The sequence below is a fragment of the Autumnicola patrickiae genome (genome assembly GCF_031846525.1).
GTDB classification, from domain to species: domain Bacteria; phylum Bacteroidota; class Bacteroidia; order Flavobacteriales; family Flavobacteriaceae; genus Autumnicola; species Autumnicola patrickiae.
The window spans coordinates 158,215-175,689 of sequence record NZ_JAVRHM010000002.1 but is presented as its reverse complement, the minus strand read 5'-3'; the positions used below and the strand labels follow the sequence as shown (position 1 = coordinate 175,689).

13 protein-coding genes are annotated in these 17,475 nt (G+C 36.9%); 6 read left to right on the top strand and 7 right to left on the bottom strand.

Going from position 1 to position 17,475, the window contains the following annotated elements; all coding sequences use genetic code 11:
* Positions 1-4: 4 nt before the first annotated feature.
* From RM549_RS03485 to RM549_RS03470, 4 genes are all read left to right on the top strand, one after another.
* Positions 5-937, top strand: coding sequence for a hypothetical protein (locus tag RM549_RS03485; protein WP_311681297.1), 933 nt, complete (start codon positions 5-7; stop codon positions 935-937).
* Between the two features lie 11 nt (positions 938-948).
* Positions 949-1,494 carry a WcaF family extracellular polysaccharide biosynthesis acetyltransferase gene (locus RM549_RS03480; RefSeq protein WP_311681288.1) on the top strand — a complete coding sequence of 182 codons (546 nt, stop codon included), beginning with the start codon at positions 949-951 and terminating at the stop codon, positions 1,492-1,494.
* Between the two features lie 25 nt (positions 1,495-1,519).
* Entirely contained in the window at positions 1,520-2,332 is an 813-nt protein-coding gene (locus RM549_RS03475) for a glycosyltransferase family 2 protein (RefSeq protein WP_311681281.1), read from the top strand.
* Between the two features lie 184 nt (positions 2,333-2,516).
* Positions 2,517-3,356, top strand: coding sequence for a hypothetical protein (locus RM549_RS03470; protein ID WP_311681279.1), 840 nt, complete (start codon positions 2,517-2,519; stop codon positions 3,354-3,356).
* Between the two features lie 56 nt (positions 3,357-3,412).
* Here RM549_RS03470 and RM549_RS03465 read toward each other — a convergent pair whose 3' ends face one another.
* The 4 genes from RM549_RS03465 to RM549_RS03450 all read right to left on the bottom strand — a co-directional run bounded on the left by RM549_RS03465 (position 3,413) and on the right by RM549_RS03450 (position 11,469).
* Positions 3,413-6,250 carry a hypothetical protein gene (locus RM549_RS03465; protein WP_311681278.1) on the bottom strand — a complete coding sequence of 946 codons (2,838 nt, stop codon included), beginning with the start codon at positions 6,248-6,250 and terminating at the stop codon, positions 3,413-3,415.
* Positions 6,251-9,619 (bottom strand): DUF8740 domain-containing protein, encoded by a 3,369-nt coding sequence (locus tag RM549_RS03460; RefSeq protein ID WP_311681276.1) that lies wholly within the window; start codon positions 9,617-9,619, stop codon positions 6,251-6,253.
* A 5-nt stretch (positions 9,620-9,624) separates the two neighbouring features.
* The gene (locus RM549_RS03455; RefSeq protein WP_311681274.1) at positions 9,625-10,203 is read right to left on the bottom strand and encodes a T9SS type A sorting domain-containing protein; all 579 of its coding nucleotides are present in this window, start codon (positions 10,201-10,203) and stop codon (positions 9,625-9,627) included.
* A 729-nt stretch (positions 10,204-10,932) separates the two neighbouring features.
* Positions 10,933-11,469, bottom strand: coding sequence for a hypothetical protein (locus RM549_RS03450; protein WP_311681272.1), 537 nt, complete (start codon positions 11,467-11,469; stop codon positions 10,933-10,935).
* A gap of 332 nt (positions 11,470-11,801) precedes the next feature.
* Between RM549_RS03450 and RM549_RS03445 the strand changes: the two genes are divergently transcribed.
* Positions 11,802-12,980, top strand: a complete 1,179-nt coding sequence (locus tag RM549_RS03445; protein ID WP_311681270.1) for a PQQ-dependent sugar dehydrogenase — start codon at positions 11,802-11,804, stop codon at positions 12,978-12,980.
* Between the two features lie 196 nt (positions 12,981-13,176).
* Here RM549_RS03445 and RM549_RS03440 read toward each other — a convergent pair whose 3' ends face one another.
* The 3 genes from RM549_RS03440 to RM549_RS03430 all read right to left on the bottom strand — a co-directional run bounded on the left by RM549_RS03440 (position 13,177) and on the right by RM549_RS03430 (position 16,395).
* Entirely contained in the window at positions 13,177-14,400 is a 1,224-nt protein-coding gene (locus tag RM549_RS03440) for a DUF4126 domain-containing protein (protein WP_311681268.1), read from the bottom strand.
* A gap of 175 nt (positions 14,401-14,575) precedes the next feature.
* Positions 14,576-15,085: a hypothetical protein gene (locus RM549_RS03435; RefSeq protein WP_311681266.1), complete on the bottom strand. Its 510-nt coding sequence runs from the start codon at positions 15,083-15,085 to the stop codon at positions 14,576-14,578.
* 191 nt (positions 15,086-15,276) lie between these two features.
* Positions 15,277-16,395 carry a GAF domain-containing protein gene (locus RM549_RS03430; RefSeq protein ID WP_311681264.1) on the bottom strand — a complete coding sequence of 373 codons (1,119 nt, stop codon included), beginning with the start codon at positions 16,393-16,395 and terminating at the stop codon, positions 15,277-15,279.
* A 427-nt stretch (positions 16,396-16,822) separates the two neighbouring features.
* Here RM549_RS03430 and RM549_RS03425 point away from each other — a divergent pair, with 427 nt between their 5' ends.
* Complete coding sequence (locus RM549_RS03425; protein WP_311681261.1) at positions 16,823-17,377, top strand: hypothetical protein; 555 nt, start codon at positions 16,823-16,825, stop codon at positions 17,375-17,377.
* Positions 17,378-17,475: the final 98 nt, after the last annotated feature.

Here is a 17,475-nt window from a genome sequence, read left to right as displayed (position 1 = left end):
TTAAATGAAAGGAAATCATGAAAATGTTTTAGTGACCCTGTATGGTCCTAATTATATCCAGAATGACTGGACGATTCCGTGTATGAAAAGTTGGAAAAACATTTTAAATATATCCCATTCAGATTTTTATGTGTTACCAGACAAAACACTGAGTGCTACAGAAAAAAAAACATTTTCTGAATTAAATTTTAAGACTACAAATGCAGATGAAGAAATAGATAAGTTTCTTAATAAATATCCTGCCTTAAAATTTATAAGGGAAAATGATGCGACCTGGCGTAAAATTATAGATGTGGGAATAATTTTTAGAGAGGCTGAAAAAATTACAATTATCGATACAGATGTTTTTGTTAAGGATCAAATTAACCTGCCTCTTAAAGACATTGATATTGTATATATGAGAGAAGATATTCCTGCTTACAGAGGAAAATGGAATATGGTTTGGAAAGAGAAAATGGTGCCTGCTTTAAATGCAGGAATTGTAATAGTCGATCCTAAAATTATTGATTATGGGTATCTTGAATCTTTGGTTTTAAATTATTTGCAAGGATGTAAAAATTATTGGTGGTCTGAGCAATCTGCATGGGCGTGTCTAGCCGGAAAAAGTAAAAGAAGATTTGTTTTTTCTGGGGAGCAGGTACGGGTTACTTCAGGAATGCGCCAAAGGTCTGCAAAAGAAATCAGTAATAATTCATATAAATATTTCGGGAATAAAGAAATGATAAAAAATTATAAGGAATTTGAACCTTTGCTGTATGGAGGGTCCATATTTCATTTTGCAGGACCGGGAAAATATATGTTTAAAAAGAGTCAGGAGTATCTATTGCAAAATATTAAACCAAATTCAATTACCATAGATGCACACAATGAAGAAACACTAAACTTTCAGGATAAAATTTTTATCTCCATGAGATTGTATCTTAAAGAGAAATTTTAGAATATCATTTTATGCATAATACAGATACCTTTGTAGGACCATCATTTAGTATCCAAAATCGAGTAGGTCGGCTTTTTTGGAATGTCACTGCATTTTTTTTGTTTCAATATACTCCAAACCCTTTACATAGATGGCGGTGTTTCCTTCTACGCCTTTTTGGTGCTAAAATAGGCAAGGGGGTTCATGTCTATCCCGGCGTTAAAATTTGGGCACCCTGGAATCTTGAATTAGAAGACGAATGCGGAATTGGGAATGGAGCTACAATATATTCTCAGGGAAAAATTAAGATTGGAAAAAGAACTGTAATTTCCCAGGGAGCGCATCTGGTTGCCGGAACCCACGACTATACTAAGGCAGGATTCCCCCTTATAACGATGCCTATAGATATTGGAGCTAATGCATGGATCGCAGCAGAAGCATTTGTACATCCCGGGGTTATTATTGGAGAAGGAAGCGTAGTAGGTGCCCGATCTGTAGTTACAAAGAACTTGCCTGCATGGATGGTTTGTTCAGGACATCCCTGTAAACCCATTAAGCCAAGAGTTCTGGAAAAATGAATTTGTGGTTTTTAAAATAGTAAAAATGGTATCGATTGTAATTCTCACAAAAAACGAAGAAAAGGATCTTCCTGCAGCTTTAACTGCTATAGCATGGTGTAACGATGTTCATGTTCTTGATTCAGGCAGTACAGATGCTACACTAGATATTGCAAGGGAAAATAATGCAAAAATAAGCTCCAATGCTTTTGAAAGTTTTGGACAGCAAAGGAACTATGCCTTAGATCATTTGGATATTGAAAATGATTGGATTCTGTTCCTGGACGCAGATGAAGTTGTCACTAAAGAATTTAAGACAGCTATTTTTGAGGCAATGGAAACAGCCAGAGAGGAGATAGCAGGTTTTTATTGTTGTTGGAAGATGATGCTCGATGGAAAGTGGTTAAAACGCTGTGATAATTTTCCAAAATGGCAATTCCGGTTGTTGCGTAAAGGAAGAGCCAGGTTTACAGATTTTGGTCATGGACAAAAGGAGGATAAGGTGGACGGTGAAATCGAATATATTAGGGAGCCGTATTTGCATTTTGGATTTTCTAAAGGATGGACTTACTGGATAGAAAGACATAATAGGTATTCAAGTCAGGAAGCTATAGCCAGAACAATAGCTATCCCCCCTTTTAAAAATGTACTGTCAAGAAATACAAGCATTAGGAATCCTGCACTTAAATCCTGGTTAAGTAAACTCCCGGGATGGCCTTTTTTAAGGTTTTTTCAGGCATACATTGTTAATATGGGTTTTATGGAAGGAATACCAGGTTTTATCTATTGTGCGAATATGTCCTACTATGAATTTTTAATTCAAATAAAAATTCGGGAGCAGAAAAGAATTCCCAATTGATGATTAGCCCCAATCATGGTTCTATTGTACCTTTCTTATCACATTTTTTTCAGGTGCTGGTTTTATTATTTACTATACCGATGATCTGCGATCGGAAGAATCTTGATTATTGGCTGAAATTAAAGAAGTATAAAAATAAAGTTTACCCCAATTGTAGCAATAATTGAATTTTAAACCTGATTTTATGAAAATTGAATTGTTAATACCACTATGGTACACTTTAAAAAGATACACGATAAGACATGAAACCAGTGTAAGTAGAAGCTTTGTTGCTTATCTTTCCTCTATGTTCAGGGATTATATTTGGATTCCAATATACGCTATTTATTTCCTGGGAGGCCCTACCCTTTACCAGATCCAGGGAATAATTATACATATTATTGCCTTTTCAGTAGCATATGAAATAGGTTATATTTTTACAGATAATATTTCAATAAAAAAAGAAAATGAAAATATCCGAAAGCTTATATATAAAGATCCTGTCCCAGATGCAATCATTTACTTTTCTATTTTAATTAGATTTATAGTATTGGCAGGAATTCTTCTGCTCTTTAATGCGTGGGTAACTACCGAGATAATTATCCTATATGGTACAGTTTTGTTAATTTACTGGGTGTATGGTAATCTTAAGGAGGAATACAGGGTCCCTCTTTTTCTGCTGCTTAGGTTCTTTAAGGGTTTTGTTCCTTATGCTTTTCTTATATTAATGTTAAGTGGTCCCACTTTAACGCTTATTTCTCTCCTTTTAGCAGCAACAGCGTGTTTCTTTACCATAGAATATGCAAGCAGAAAACTGGATTTTCAATATGTTAATATTCAATTAATGAGGTATGTTTGGATACGATACCTCATTATATTGTTTTTTGTTGCCCCATATGTTTATTTTGGTCATATAGGTTTCCAGAAATTCAGTATGTTATTTACCATTTATGTTGCTATACATTTAATTATGATCATTTCTTCACTTGTGCGCCGTGTTTTAATTGGAGAATTCAGCTTAAAATATTTTCACAAGGAATTATAATAATTTTTCTAATTCACTTAATATGGTAAAAGTGAATTCAGCATTACTCTGACTAATTAATTCCCTGTAGAGATGGGCATTCTTCTTTCTTCAACGCTATCCAAATTCGAAATTTTCCAACGGTGTACACCATAATGATGATCTTCCCCATTGTGGTATAGGTAATAATCTTCTCCTACCTTAACTATTCCTCCGGAAAAAGCATTACCAGCCTGGCCTTTCACAGGGACTTCTTTAACGTGCGTACCAAAAAGACCTAACATAGCACCTGTATTAGCATTAAAATGCTGCCAGTAATTTGTTTGAGCCTGTTTCCAGAATTCTCCTCTGTAGTTCCAGAATACATGGTCTTCAATCGTGACGCAAACTCCTCCGGAATTTTGATTTACTCCATTTCCTATGTCAAATCTTCCATCTGTTGGATAATTACCACTATAACCCTCCGGGGTGTTTTTTGAAGTCTTCCATAAATATTTATTGTCTCCAACCTTTACTCCGCCTAAATGGTAATTCGTGCCGCCATTAGAGGGAATGTCACTGTTATAAGCTATTATAACATCTTCAGGTGTTACTTCGGGTAAGGGAGAAGAGATATATGAAGATGAAAAGTTGTAAGGTTCATCAAGAGTAATATTCTGTACAACTGCCAAAGTTTCTTTACCTCCCCAAATTGGATTATTCTCAGCGTCAAATCCCGTGACCTCACGTTTATACCAGATGGAATTATCTCCCGATTTTGAACCTCTTGGTCTTAATGTTCCATCATAATTCAAGACCTCTCCAAAACGACTTTGGAATAGACCGGTATATCTTATCCCTTTTTCGGTATCTAACTCTACAATTTCAAAGAATCTATCATTACCATTCTTGGTTGTAGATTCTATCTGGGCATACGTCCTCCCATTTGAAAGGGTTGCGATCCTCTTAAAACCTTCAGCCAGTCCATCTCTCTCATGGCTATCTAAATTTCCCCTCCAGTTCCTTTTTAATTTCCATGATCCATTAAAATTTGCAAAGGGCTTTGAATAATCAATTTCAAATTCATGATAATAATAAAATAGTCGCTCCGGGTGATTAGGGTCTATACTTACTTGCTTTAATGGATCCTGAGTCATAAGGCTGTGTTCCAATTTATCACCATTAAAATGTTGTACTCTGTGATTCCAGGTGTCATTTAACCAAACACTATTATCAGATTCATATGCTACAAACGTTATCCCTTTGTGAGGCTGGTGCTCATTTTGACTACTACCGAACATGAACTTGGTATCCTCGACTTCTGGTGATTCAGCATAAGCATTTAATTGTCCAAAAGTACGAGTTAGAGAACCATCAGAAGTATTATAAGTTTTCACCTGTTGACTTTTTCCATCAATAATAGAGACTGTGTTTCCATCATGCTCGCCTCCTATGGCCAATGCTTCATTTCCAGCAATAATAATTCCGGTAGAGGATAATGACCCATCTGTATTAATTCTGAATTTCTCTACTCCAGAACTATGGCCAACCCATAAATCTCCATTTCCGTTAGTATCAATAGAAAGTCTGAAAGGTTCTGAGAATGAAGAAATATCACGTACCAGAGCACCTGTGGTTTTATTATAAACTTTTATAAGATTTAGATCCCTGTGTGCGACAAAAAGATAGTTTCCATTCCTTTGTACATCCATTCCGGTAATTCTTCCATTTTGATCCTGTACTCTGCTAATAATACTGGGAAATGTTGTGTTACCGGAAGGAGGTCGATAAGAGGAGCCGGAATTGAATATCCGAAAACTGTCGTCGCTCACTTTAGTGCCAAAAACAAAATTTTCCCTATCCGCATAAGGATCATAGCCACCCCAGTAAACTGTATTGGCATCAGAACAAACTACCCAACTCTCTTGCCCTCTGTTAAAGGGGTTCAAACTATGCAATTCTATTCTGTCATATGGATTTGCTAAGTTTATTTTAAATGAGGAAGGATTGTTTTCACCTTCATTATACCCAAGAGTTAAATAACCATAGTTTCCTTCTATGGTCATATCCATAATACGGGCATAACTTCCAATGTAAAATCTCCCTCCGGCAAAGTCGTCCGATGTGTTTCCTACCACACCTTCCCATTCGTATTTTACGTTGTTGGAGGTGATCTTTACATGGTAATCTCCTTGAGGAACATCCCTTCCTTCATCATCCCTCCCATCCCATTCGGGTGTTTCCCGGGTGCTCTCATAATCCTTGGGTACATTGTTCCATAGCGTTCTAACTAATACTTCTTCACTATTATAAACACCAGCGCTGGTGGTTACAATATTTCTATTTTCCACATTGTTTGCAGGTTCATCTTCCTCTTTTGTAATAAATATTCTGTCAAGTTGATAACCTTTTTCATGTATATAAAATTGGAGAGTATTGGTGCCTTCTTTAAAATCGAAAACAAGCTTATTTGTGGGAGAAGAAATGCCTGCCCCGCCGTGGGATGATGTCCAGGAAAATTCTTCACTATTGTCGTTCACGATACCTTCATATGCTTCGCTACTGTTGTTGGCTGCTACCCAGAAGGTATTACTTGAAATTTCTACCTTGCCCCGTACCCAAACTGTATACCTTCCCGCTTCACAATTGGGAAGGACAAATTCTATTTTGTCTTTATCGTTATCGGGAGAATGGTTATAATTTGGATAGGGATTTTCAAAAGGATACTTAGGAGCAACCACATACATACCAGCGCTGGCTCTTGAATCTCTAAATTTTTCAAATGTTGAGCCTATAAAATCTGCATCCTCAGCCTCAAAATACCATCCATTAGATGGATCCACTGCAGCAGCAGCTGGGCCATCCAGAGGATAGTAATAATTTTGAGCTGTTAAACTCCCGCAGAGGAGGATGAATATGGAAAATAAGTTTTTCATTTATAGTACAATATACGTGTTTGATCCTGTTTTTCTTAATATCCCTCCGGTGTAGGCTTCATTATTACCAAGTGCTTTGCTTCCTCCGGTATTACCATTTATAGTAACGCCAGAACTTCCTTTTACAGTAAGGGTAGTGCCATGAATTTCTAAATTTATAGTTTGACCCACAATCATATCATTAAAATTAGAAGTTATGGTAAGTGTGGCAGATGTCGTACAAACTATCGTATTTTCAATATCTGTATTTTTAATAGTCCTTGAAGAACCAAAGTCAACAATTTCCGCTTTTTTAGCATACTTTCGTTCCACCTCTTCCAGAAGATCTGCTTTTATACTATCTACCTGTGATTGAGTGTAGATTTTTGGAGCATTAATAAGACTTGAATAGTTGCCATCAAAATCATCTGTTGCATCTCTGTCCCAGTTTTCAAAGGAAATTGTATTTCCATTAGAAATGGTTAGTTGATCTTCATTTAAGGTGAGGAATTGTGAACTGTCAGCTGATTCTTCAGAACCTCCATTTGCTACCAGATCATCTACTTCTGCTTTAGTATAAACTTCTGGAGCATCAATGAGACTTGTGTAGTAGCCATCAAAGTCATCAGCAGCGTTGGTGTCCCATTTTTCAAAAGAAATACTATTTCCTCCTGAAATTGAAAGTCGGTTTTCTTCCAAATTTAAAGATTGTACGGCACCCCCATCACCTACATTAGCAGAAACCAAGCTATCCACTTGGGCTGTTGTATAAAGTTGCGGTAGATTTCTTAAATCAAAATAATCTCCGGAAAAATCATCAGAATTATCCATATCCCATCCTTCCAAAGAAATACTGTTTCCACCGGAAATATTTAATTCAGATCCTTCTAAACTAAGGGTTTGAACAGTTCCTTCAGAACCGTCCCTGGTAACTATTAAACTATCGACCTGGGACCTGGTGTAAAGTTCGGGAAGACCTTGTAGATCCTCATAGTTCCCTGTGAAAAATTCTGGAGTATTGGCTAAATCTTCGAAATCACCACTAAACAATTCCGGTCTGTTTTCCAGATCCAGATAATCTCCTGAAAATCCTCCTTTCCATTCATTTAAAGATATCGTATTTCCTCCTGAAATTGAAAGTTGATCTCCTTCTAAATTTAAAGATTGTACGGCACCTTCAGATCCGCTTCTGGTTACAATCAAGCTGTCAACTTGTGTTCGGGTATAAATTTCGGGCGTGTTCATCAAATCAAAGAAATCCCCACTAAACAATTCCGGCCTGTCTTCAAGATCAAGATAGCTTCCTGAAAATCCTCCATTCCATTCATTTAAAGATATCGTATTTCCTCCTGAAATTGAAAGTTGATCTCCTTCTAAATTTAAAGATTGTACGGTACCTTCAGATCCGCTTCTGTTAACTAAGAGACTATCAATTTCTGCTGTTGAATATAGTTGTGGAAGATTTCTTAAATCCAGATAATCTCCCGAAAAGTCATCAGAAGCATTCATATCCCATCCTTCAAATGAAATGCTGTTACTGCCGGAAATTTTCAATTCATTTCCTTCTAAACTTAAAGACTGTATGCTGCCTCCAGGTCCGTTGCTGGTTATAATCAAACTGTCAACCTCAGTTCTGCTGTAAATATCCGGTCTGTCTTCAAGCTCAAGATAACTTCCAGAAAAGCCTCCACCCCAATTGTTTAAAGAAACTGTATTTCCTCCTGAAATTGAAAGTTGCCCTCCTTCTAAACTTAAAGACTGAATGCTTCCTTCAGCTCCGCTTCTGGTTACAATCAGGCTATCGACCTGACTTTTGGTATAAAGCTGGGGGAGACCCGTTAAATCATTAAAGTTCCCACTGAAGAATTCCGGGGTATTCATAAGATCATTGAAATCACCACTGAAAATTTCCGGTTTGTTTTCAAGATCTATGTAGTCACCCGAAAAATCGTCAGAACTATCCATATCCCATCCTTCAAAAGAAATACTGTTTCCACCAGAAATATTTAATTCATCTCCTTCTAAATTTAAGGATTGTACGGCACCTTCAGCTCCGCTTCTGGTTACAATTAGGCTATCCACTTGGGATTTTGTATAAAGCTGGGGGAGACCCAGTAAATCTTCAAAATTCCCACTGAAGAATTCCGGGGTATTCATAAGATCATTGAAATCACCACTGAAAATTTCCGGTTTGTTTTGAAGGTCCATATAATTTCCGGAAAAGTTTCCATTCAATTCATTTAAAGAAATAGTATTACCTCCAGTAATAGAAAGTTGATTGCCTTCCAGGCTTAGTAATTGTAAGTTTCCTTCTGACCCGCTTCTTGTAACGATTAAACTGTCTACCTGATTTCTGGTGTATATTTCGGGCGTATTTCTTAAATCATAAAAATCACCGCTAAAAAACTCAGGTTTATTTTCAAGATCCATGTAATTACCAGAAAAGTCATCAGAGCTATCCGTATCCCATCCTTCAAAAGAAATACTGTTTCCTCCGGAAATGGAAAGCTCATTTTGATCAAGGTTTAAAGATTGCGCTACTCCGTCAGGACCGGTATTTGCTATAACTAAACTATCCACCTGGGTAGTAGTGTAGATACTTGGAACATCCTGCAAATCGAGATAGCTACCGCTAAAAAGATCCGGTTTATTCTCAAGGTCTGAGTAATTTCCGGAGAAATCATCTGAAGCATCCCTGTCCCAGTTCTCAAATGAAATACTGTTTCCTCCCGAAATTGAAAGCTCATTCTCAGTAAGGTTTAAAGACTGGGTAAATCTACCTGGACTTTCATTTCCCGAAAGAAGTTGGATGACTTCACTTTTAGTATAGATATCTGGCAGTCCGGTGAGACTGGAATATTTTCCATCAAAATCATCGGAAGCATCTTTATCCCAACCTTCAAATGCAGCTTCAAACCCGTTAATATCTGCATCAGAATAATGATAAAGATCTGAGATTTGAGCTTCTGAAATTGCACCTGAAAAATTTTCAGCTGTTTTTGAATGTAACGAATAAGGTACACTCAGGATCTGGCTTACACCTGTTATAGAATAATTACTACTACCTGTAGGATCCACCTGGGATTCTATAAAATAAGATCCCTTTGCCCAATTTATATTTTCAAAGCTTCCTCTGTTTACTATTCCCGTACCTATTTGGAGGGAAATTAAACCATTGCTATTCGTGGTAGTATAGTGGGTTTCTTCATAAACAGCTGTACCTTTAGCTGAGCCTTCGCGAATAAGTATTTTCAGATCGACATCAGAGCTGGTTACAAGTGCCTGGGAGTTATCTCTTATTACGGCCTGATAACTGATTTTCTCCGGGGTTTGAGCAAAAAGGCTATTAATGGTCAGGAGCAGTAGGGGGAAAATGGGGATCCATTTCATTGCTTTTATCTTTTAAGAATTTTAAATGTTTTAATATTTTTGTTTTGCTTAAAAACCTTGAGTATATACATTGCAGATCCTAAATTACTCGGGCTAATTTTTGTTCTGCGATTTTCGATTGGACCTAGTTCCAATAACCTGCCGTGCAAATCAAAGAACTGGTAGGAGTAACCTTCAGCCTTAAAATTAGATATTTCAATAATGAAAAATTCAGTCATAGGATTGGGGTAGGCTATAACCTCAATACTTGGCGGAAGGTTTTTATCCGTTTCATCCCCGGGAGGATTAGATTCATCTACAACAGCAGGAACTTCTTCAGATGCATTTAGAAATGGTTGCTGGATACCTTCGTTAATAGAATTATCGGTATCCTCATAAGTGAGATAAAATACCTGGCCTAAAGTAAAAGCAACAGAACCGCCATCACCATTAGCATCTCCTCCCGAAGGAACAATTACATTATGAATGGTATAACCTGGGTTTGCTTCAGGTTGCTCTTCCTGAGCCTGGATAACATGGGGTAGGAATAAAATAAGCAATAGGGACAAATATTTCATAAGTAGGGTTAGGGGCAGATTACTCATTCAAATTTTACTGCTATTCTTTTTGTTAATGATTTGCCAAACATCAAAATAATATCCGATAAAACAAACATTATAATCGATTAAGTGCTAAGTAGGAAAATACGTAGGTGGGGTGTAATCTTAAATTCTTATGATATCAAATGGGAAACTTTAAGGATAATTTAGACGTCTATTGTGGAAGGAAATGTGCTTTGAAAAAAGGTTGTAGAAATTGAAAATTCAGAGACATAAAAGTATCTCCCTGGTCGAAAAAGAATATTCTTTCTCATAAAGTTTCTGTGTTTTGAAAGTTCAGTAAACTTAGGTGTTTCCTACGTAATTAGAAATAATAAATGAAAAACCATTTATGTATAGGGTTTTGGTTTTCAATAATTTAAAAAGCTGTTTTGATCACGACAGGAATAAAAAATGAGGCACCTTTCTTACAGCTTGAAAGTTACTTTTTAAACTCATTTTCCAACGAGCCATGTGGAAATTCGAGTTAATGCGTGGCTAATTAAACGACTTATTATACGTAGGAAATATCTGGCGATGTCCAAATAAGTAATTTTTCAAGAAGAGGTAGGATTTTCCGCAATAGAAGGATTGCAAAAGGGGTTTAAAGAAGATTAAATCCTGGAGAAAATAGTCGAAAATTTTTTTTGAAAGAAAATAATTCTTGTAATCCTAAACTTACATCGCTGAAAGTCAGTAGAATGAATGTAGTTTTTTACTTACAAAAATAGGGTATTAAAAAATGTAATTAAAGCTCCTGACGTTAGGAAGAAATTCATAACTAACTTCAGAAATACCATTTACCCGATTTCTAATAGTAAGAAAAAAGATCCCGAGCCTTTCGCCTTTGTGTTCGATAATATAGCTTCCGGGAAAATCTTCATGGTAGATTTTATTGGTTGCTTTAATAGCCTCCCATGAAGCGGCAGAGTTTGGTTCCAGATTTAATGAATTGCAAAGAACTTCACTTAACATTTGTTCTTCCTCTTCTTTACTGTTGTCGTTAATAACATAGGTAGCTACGGGGGTTTCTTCCTGTTCTGGAAAAGTTTGAGGGCTGTCAATTAATTTTTGCCAGGCGTTTAAAAAGGAACTCACAAGGCTATTGCTTACTTTACCTAAAGATATTCCTATGGATTTCTGTTCTTCTTTTTTCGGGTTCTTTAAACCGACTTTTAAGCTCGCTGATCGACTTACGGTTATAGAAGAGACTTCATTTCTCACCAGGTAAGGATTAGGATATGTACAGAAAACCTCAGAAGTTTCTTTCATGACTATCAAGAATTAAGGTTTAAATATAATAAAATATAGATTAAGTGCAACATTTTTGGTAAAAATAATTCTTTTTGTAAGATAATTAAATGATTGGATATTAGTGATTTAGAGGTTTTATATGCCATTTCAAGGGTTTTTTATAATGGTGTGTAGGAAATTATGGTTCTTTGTCCATAGTATTTGTATTTGAGGTTGTAAAGGAAAGTGAATTAAAATGAAGGTGAAATCCTACGTATTATATAATTTTTAGCTGTTAAGGCTTTGCCAAGTTATTGTCCAAATTTGCAACTCTTGCTATATTAGGTATATAGGAATAAAAAATAAAAGCTATGATTCGAAACAGACAACTTATTTTCCATTTACAGAGACAGTTTTTGTCTTTAGTGCCTGAGAGCCATTTTAAAATTACTGGGGTTTTTTTGCTCTTAACATTTTCATTTTCGGCTTTTGCGCAAAAGAGTAATGTTAGGACAGACGCCGGTGACATTAAGGTTGAGGTGTTGGCAGAGAATCTTGATCATCCATGGGGAATGGCGTTTTTACCCGATAACCGGCTGTTGGTTACAGAGCGTGCGGGGACATTAAGAATTTATGATGAACAGGATAGTATCTCCCAACCAATCCAGGGTACCCCAGAAGTTTTTAATCAGGGTCAGGGAGGTTTATTAGATGTAGCATTGGATCCCGACTTTGAACGGAACAGCTACATTTATCTCTCTTTTGCTGAACCTGGCCAGGATAGTACGGCATCAACTGCTTTGGGAAGGGGACGATTTGAAGATAATGAGGTAAAAGATTTTGAAGTAATATTCAGAATGGAGCCAAAAGTTGAAGGCCCTAACCATTTCGGCGGAAGAATTATTTTTGCACAGGATGGAATGCTGTTTCTTACACTGGCCGAGAGATTCAAATTTGAACCCGCTCAGGATAATTCCAGTCATCTTGGCACTATAGTAAGAATCAATAAAGATGGCTCGGTACCGCAAGACAATCCCTTTACAGATCAGGACGATGAGAAGGATGAGATCTGGACATACGGTCACCGCAATATAGAAAGTGCTGCCATAGATCCAGGTACCGGTATGCTTTGGGTCGCTGAAATGGGACCTTTTGGAGGTGATGAGTTTAACCTGATTAAAGTTGGAGAAAATTACGGTTGGCCGGTAGAAAGCTGGGGTGATAATTACGACGGAAGTGAAATTCCAGATCCTCAACCCAATTCAGAATTTGCTGATGCCGTGGTGCATTGGACGCCTACAATTTCGCCTTCAGGTTTAATATTCTATACCGGAAGTATGTTTCCCGAATGGCAAAATAGCGCCCTCATTGGTGGATTGACAAGTAGCGGACTGGTAAGAATGGAGGTAAATGGTGAACAAGCCGAAGAAGTGGAGCGGATTCCTTTAACCGTAAGGGTAAGAGATGTTGAACAGGCTCCAGATGGATCCATTTATGTTCTTACCGACGATAAAAACGGTAAAATCCTTCGCTTAAATGCCATGGATTAATTAGCAGAGCGTGAAAATTAAGTTTTGATCTAAAGGACAGCCAAATTTTGGCAATTTTCGCACTTCATTACTTTTTAGACATAGAATTAAACCTGCAGTTGATAAGCTGCGGGTTTTTTATTCACATCATACATACCTCATATTAGAATACGAAAAAGACACCTTTAAAAAATGTCAATTATCGTCCTCCATTCCTTCAAGTGGTTGTTTTTTCCGCAGAAGAAAGAAAATTGGCAGACTTACCAGCTCTTGATTGGAACTTTTTCTTCCAGATATAATAGCGAAGCACGATATAAACTGGTGCAGCTATAAAGCCCAGGGCAATTCCAACCACAAAGAACAGGAAAGTGAGAATTTTAATAAAGACTTTAGTAAGGAAGGAACTTCCTTTAGGTATATACCTGCGGTAAGGCGAAAAAAGGTGGATATTGGCTATTACAGCGCTTGTAAGAAAGCCTACCACGGGCACAAAGCCAAGCAGAAATGACAGTCCGGCAATTTTATAAAATTTCTTGTCCTGATTCTTTATAAATTCTTTTACAGTAGGGGACTGAAAATGGGCGTTGCCGCAAAAATGGCAGTTTTGAAACAATCTGTTACTGTCGAGCTTGTTTCCGCAGTCTGCACATTTTCTATGAGAGAGAAGGTTTAACTGATGCTTCTCAACATTAACAATAAGTTCTTCTTTCTTTTGCCCAAATATTCCTATAGCATAAATTTGAGGCTGAAGTTTTTTGCAATTCACACATTTTACTGCAAAAGGCAGGTTTTTTTCTCCGCAATTAAAGCATTTCAGCTTTTGCTCTTCCAGCTTTTTATCATAGCGCTTCCTTATAAATACAAAAAAAGCAATGGCTGTAGCGTAAAGGATTACCATTATTATTCCTGTCCAGATAAGCAATAGAAAACCAAAAACTACGAGACTGTCTTCTATCCAGCTGGTGATGCGGCCGATAAAAAGATTGTCATCCTCATCTATATCTTCAAGAAAATCTAGGAAATCCCTCCTCAAAGTGGCGAGCCAGTGCACCATGAGGGCACCAAAGGCCAATACTACCCAAAGAGGATCAAATGCCGCCCACTGGACTTCCTGAAGAACTTCTACTGAAGTCTCATCCAAAAGGCTCAGGTTAATAGCTAAAAAGGCAATCGGTTTTAGGTAAGTTTCGGCGTTTTTTAGGAGGTTACGAACATCGGTATTCTTATCTCCAATAATTTCCAGCAGGCTTAAACTTCCAAGTACAATTAAAACCCAATTTCTGCTAATAAAAGCTTCTTCAGAGACTGCAGGGACACCTTCCAAGCCGGGAAAATATTCAGGATAAGTTAAGAGTAGGGCCGTTAAAAATGCCGGAAGAAATGTCCTTAAGGAGAACAGCGGAATTGAACCAATAATGGTGACAATTTGAACTATAGACATTTTTATTCTTTAGTAAATCTAAGATAAAACTAAAATATCACATTCGGGAGACGGTAAAATGGTGCGAAAAAAAGAAGATCTCGATTTTTGCCAATTATCGACTAAATGATGACAGATTCTGGGAACCACAATTTACCAGAAGAAAATATTGAGCATAAAGTCTTATAAGCAGATCCTATTCGCTAAGCCTGGTTTCTGATATTGATTTCAGCTTATAATTTGCATCCCAATGCGTCCTTATATTTAGATGGTAAGCCTGGTAATTTTCGTTTAAATTACGTTTGGTTCTGTGAAGCAAATGGTAGGTCGCGATATATTCGCCACTCTCCAGATGCTCAACTTTAAAAGAATCCCAGTCTACTTCTGAATGAGAAAAAGGAAATCTCACGCGCTGTTTTCTGGCCTCCTTCATTATCTCCTTAAGGCTAAAATCTTTGTTGCCGTACCATTCACATACTTTAGGACTGAGATATTTGGGGAGGGTTTCAATTTTATTGAAGTTCATGGCGTGGTAATATTCTCCAACAATAGATTTTAGTTCATGTTCAGGTACGGTTTCTTCTTCAGTAAAAGCGAAGGTGTAAACGGTAAAAAGCAGCATAAAAATTCCGAGGCAGGCAGCTACGAAAACTTCTGAACGATTAAAAAATCTTTTCCCAAAGACTCTTATTTTCTCTTTCTTCATTACTTAAACATTAAGTTCAATCCTCAAATCGTAAAAATTTTCTTACAAGAACATTCAGCAAATCTAAGAAAAATTTCAAAATTCAGGAGGTTGTTTTAGAACCGCTAAGAAGGATTTATAGAGTTGAAGATGATAAAGGAAAGATGGAATGTACTACAACCATTTCCCGGCAGCCAATTTCCATAACAAGATTAATTTTCTTCAGGATTTTCTGAAAAGAATTGCATTTTTATTTTTGAATAATCATCTGCCAATTGATGTATAAAAGAGTCCATTTCTTCTGAAACTGCTTTTAGATGCTTACTGTAAAGCTTTATTTTATGATCATCCAATTCGTCAGATTCCAGGGCAGAAGTTAAACCAAGCATATTTGCCACGGGCTTGCGAAGCACATGAGAAATATCAAAAAGAATCTTTTCCAGGGTTTGAATATATTTTTTTTGCGGAGTAACATCCTCAAAGGTTCCATACCATACCACCGTGTTATTGGGTTGCTTTTCTGGTTTAGCAAGAGCTCTGTGCCAGTTAATATCACCTTCTGCTGCACCAACTCTGTATTCTACATCCCAAATGTCTAGGTCCCTGGCAGATTTCTGAAGGCTTTTTCTAACCATTTCCCGATCCTCCGGGTGGACTACACTAAAGCAAATTGTGGCATCTTCTTTTAATTCTTTAGGGTTAAGGTTTGGATGTACTTCTGAAATGCCTTTGCTGATAAAAGAAAAGTATAGCCTGTTGTCAGGGGTAAGCTCCAGCTGGTAGATTACTGCGGGAGCAAGATCTGTAAGCTTTTTAATACGTGCGGAGCTAAGTTCTATTTTGTCGTCCTGTTTCTTCAGTACTTTGCGGGTTTCCAGATAATCTATGGCCTTGCCTGCCAGTAACTGTAGCATCTTTTTTTGTACTTCAGTAATAGTTTTTGGTTTGCTGTCAATAATGCAAAGGGTTCCTATCACATTGCCTTTCGCAGTTTGGAGTGGAGCACCGGCATAAAAGCGAATTTTAGGATCGTTAAGGACAAGGGGATTGTCCTTAAACCGAATATCATTTAGAGGATCTTCGACAACAAGTACTTCATTGGGGCGGTGGAGGGTGTGAGCACAAAAGGATGCTGATCTGGGAGTCTCCATCCGGTTAAAACCTTTGTTTGCTTTAAACCACTGGCGTTCTTTATCTACAATAGATAAGAGGGAAACCGGAGTGTCGCAAAGAGCCGAAGCAATTTCAGCTAATTCATCCAGATATTTTTCCGGGGGAGTGTCTAATATCTCCAATTGCCGGATCTCAAGAAGTCTTTCTTCTTCATTCATAAACTATAGTAATACACGGAGAGCTTTAAATTTAACTCAAAATTAATATTAGATCAAGCGAAAGTAAAAAAATTACTTTTTTACAGGTAGACGAATCAACAGGAAAACTATTACAAAACAATTTTTTCACCTTCTTCTGTATTAGTTAAGGTTCTGATAACCAATTAATAATAATCCTAGTCACTTCTTTGCAGCAGGTTGCTTTTTCTTTGTTCTGAACAACTTCAAATCTGGTTTAAATGGATTTACTCATTAAAATTAAAATTCTCAATCACTTTATTACATCTTATGGATATCCTGAAACGATAAATCAGCAGTTCAAATCTTTTCAAGGTTAGGTAGGGGAGGTATACGGTACTTTTATTTATGTAAATCTGAAATAGCAACTAAAACAATAAAAACAACCAACATTTTAAAATTCACAATCATGAAAACACTAATTTTTAATCTTGTATTATTTGTATGGGCTGGCGCTGTAAGTGCTCAGGGAATCGTCGAATTAAATGAAACCACTGTTTCATTTGCTCCAAATGCTTCTCATATCACCAATAGCGGAAATAAATATTTCTATAATGTAAGTGAAACTTATACTGGGGAATTTGAAAAAGATCCTTTAGCTTTTATGGAAAAGAACTTTGATGTAGACCGCTTTATCCTTGAGCTGAAAGATAAGGATATGGATTCTTACCAGGTGAGTTTTGTCACCCTAAAGGGTTTTCTAAAAGTGGATTTTGACAGAGAAGGCAAGGTGGTAAAAACCTATCAGAGGTTCAGGAATATAAAATTGCCCAATGCTCTTTCTCACGAAATCTACAGGGACTATAAAGGCTGGAACATTTTAAGGAACCTCTACGTCGCAAAAGGTAGAAACGGTAACATAGACAAAGAATTTTATCGTCTTAAACTGGAGAACGGCAACAAAATACAGAATATTAAAATAGACAGGACTGAAGTGGCACCCATTGAATTAGCCAGTAATTAAAATATAGCCATCTTCAAAACTCGGGACGGACTAAAGATCAGAGACATTGATTTTAGTCCGTTTTTTTTGTTCTGTTTTTATTGAATTTTTCTTTTTTA

Excerpts from the sequence above, each read along its gene's own strand:
- RM549_RS03480 (WP_311681288.1), top strand. The coding sequence starts at position 949 with ATGCATAATACAGATACCTTTGTAGGACCATCATTTAGTATCCAAAAT.
- RM549_RS03430 (WP_311681264.1), bottom strand. The coding sequence starts at position 16,395 with ATGAATGAAGAAGAAAGACTTCTTGAGATCCGGCAATTGGAGATATTA.
- RM549_RS03455 (WP_311681274.1), bottom strand. The coding sequence starts at position 10,203 with ATGAGTAATCTGCCCCTAACCCTACTTATGAAATATTTGTCCCTATTG.
- RM549_RS03450 (WP_311681272.1), bottom strand. The coding sequence starts at position 11,469 with ATGAAAGAAACTTCTGAGGTTTTCTGTACATATCCTAATCCTTACCTG.
- RM549_RS03465 (WP_311681278.1), bottom strand. The coding sequence starts at position 6,250 with ATGAAAAACTTATTTTCCATATTCATCCTCCTCTGCGGGAGTTTAACA.
- RM549_RS03485 (WP_311681297.1), top strand. The coding sequence starts at position 5 with ATGAAAGGAAATCATGAAAATGTTTTAGTGACCCTGTATGGTCCTAAT.
- RM549_RS03440 (WP_311681268.1), bottom strand. The coding sequence starts at position 14,400 with ATGTCTATAGTTCAAATTGTCACCATTATTGGTTCAATTCCGCTGTTC.
- RM549_RS03460 (WP_311681276.1), bottom strand. The coding sequence starts at position 9,619 with ATGAAATGGATCCCCATTTTCCCCCTACTGCTCCTGACCATTAATAGC.
- RM549_RS03470 (WP_311681279.1), top strand. The coding sequence starts at position 2,517 with ATGAAAATTGAATTGTTAATACCACTATGGTACACTTTAAAAAGATAC.
- RM549_RS03445 (WP_311681270.1), top strand. The coding sequence starts at position 11,802 with ATGATTCGAAACAGACAACTTATTTTCCATTTACAGAGACAGTTTTTG.
- RM549_RS03475 (WP_311681281.1), top strand. The coding sequence starts at position 1,520 with ATGGTATCGATTGTAATTCTCACAAAAAACGAAGAAAAGGATCTTCCT.
- RM549_RS03425 (WP_311681261.1), top strand. The coding sequence starts at position 16,823 with ATGAAAACACTAATTTTTAATCTTGTATTATTTGTATGGGCTGGCGCT.
- RM549_RS03435 (WP_311681266.1), bottom strand. The coding sequence starts at position 15,085 with ATGAAGAAAGAGAAAATAAGAGTCTTTGGGAAAAGATTTTTTAATCGT.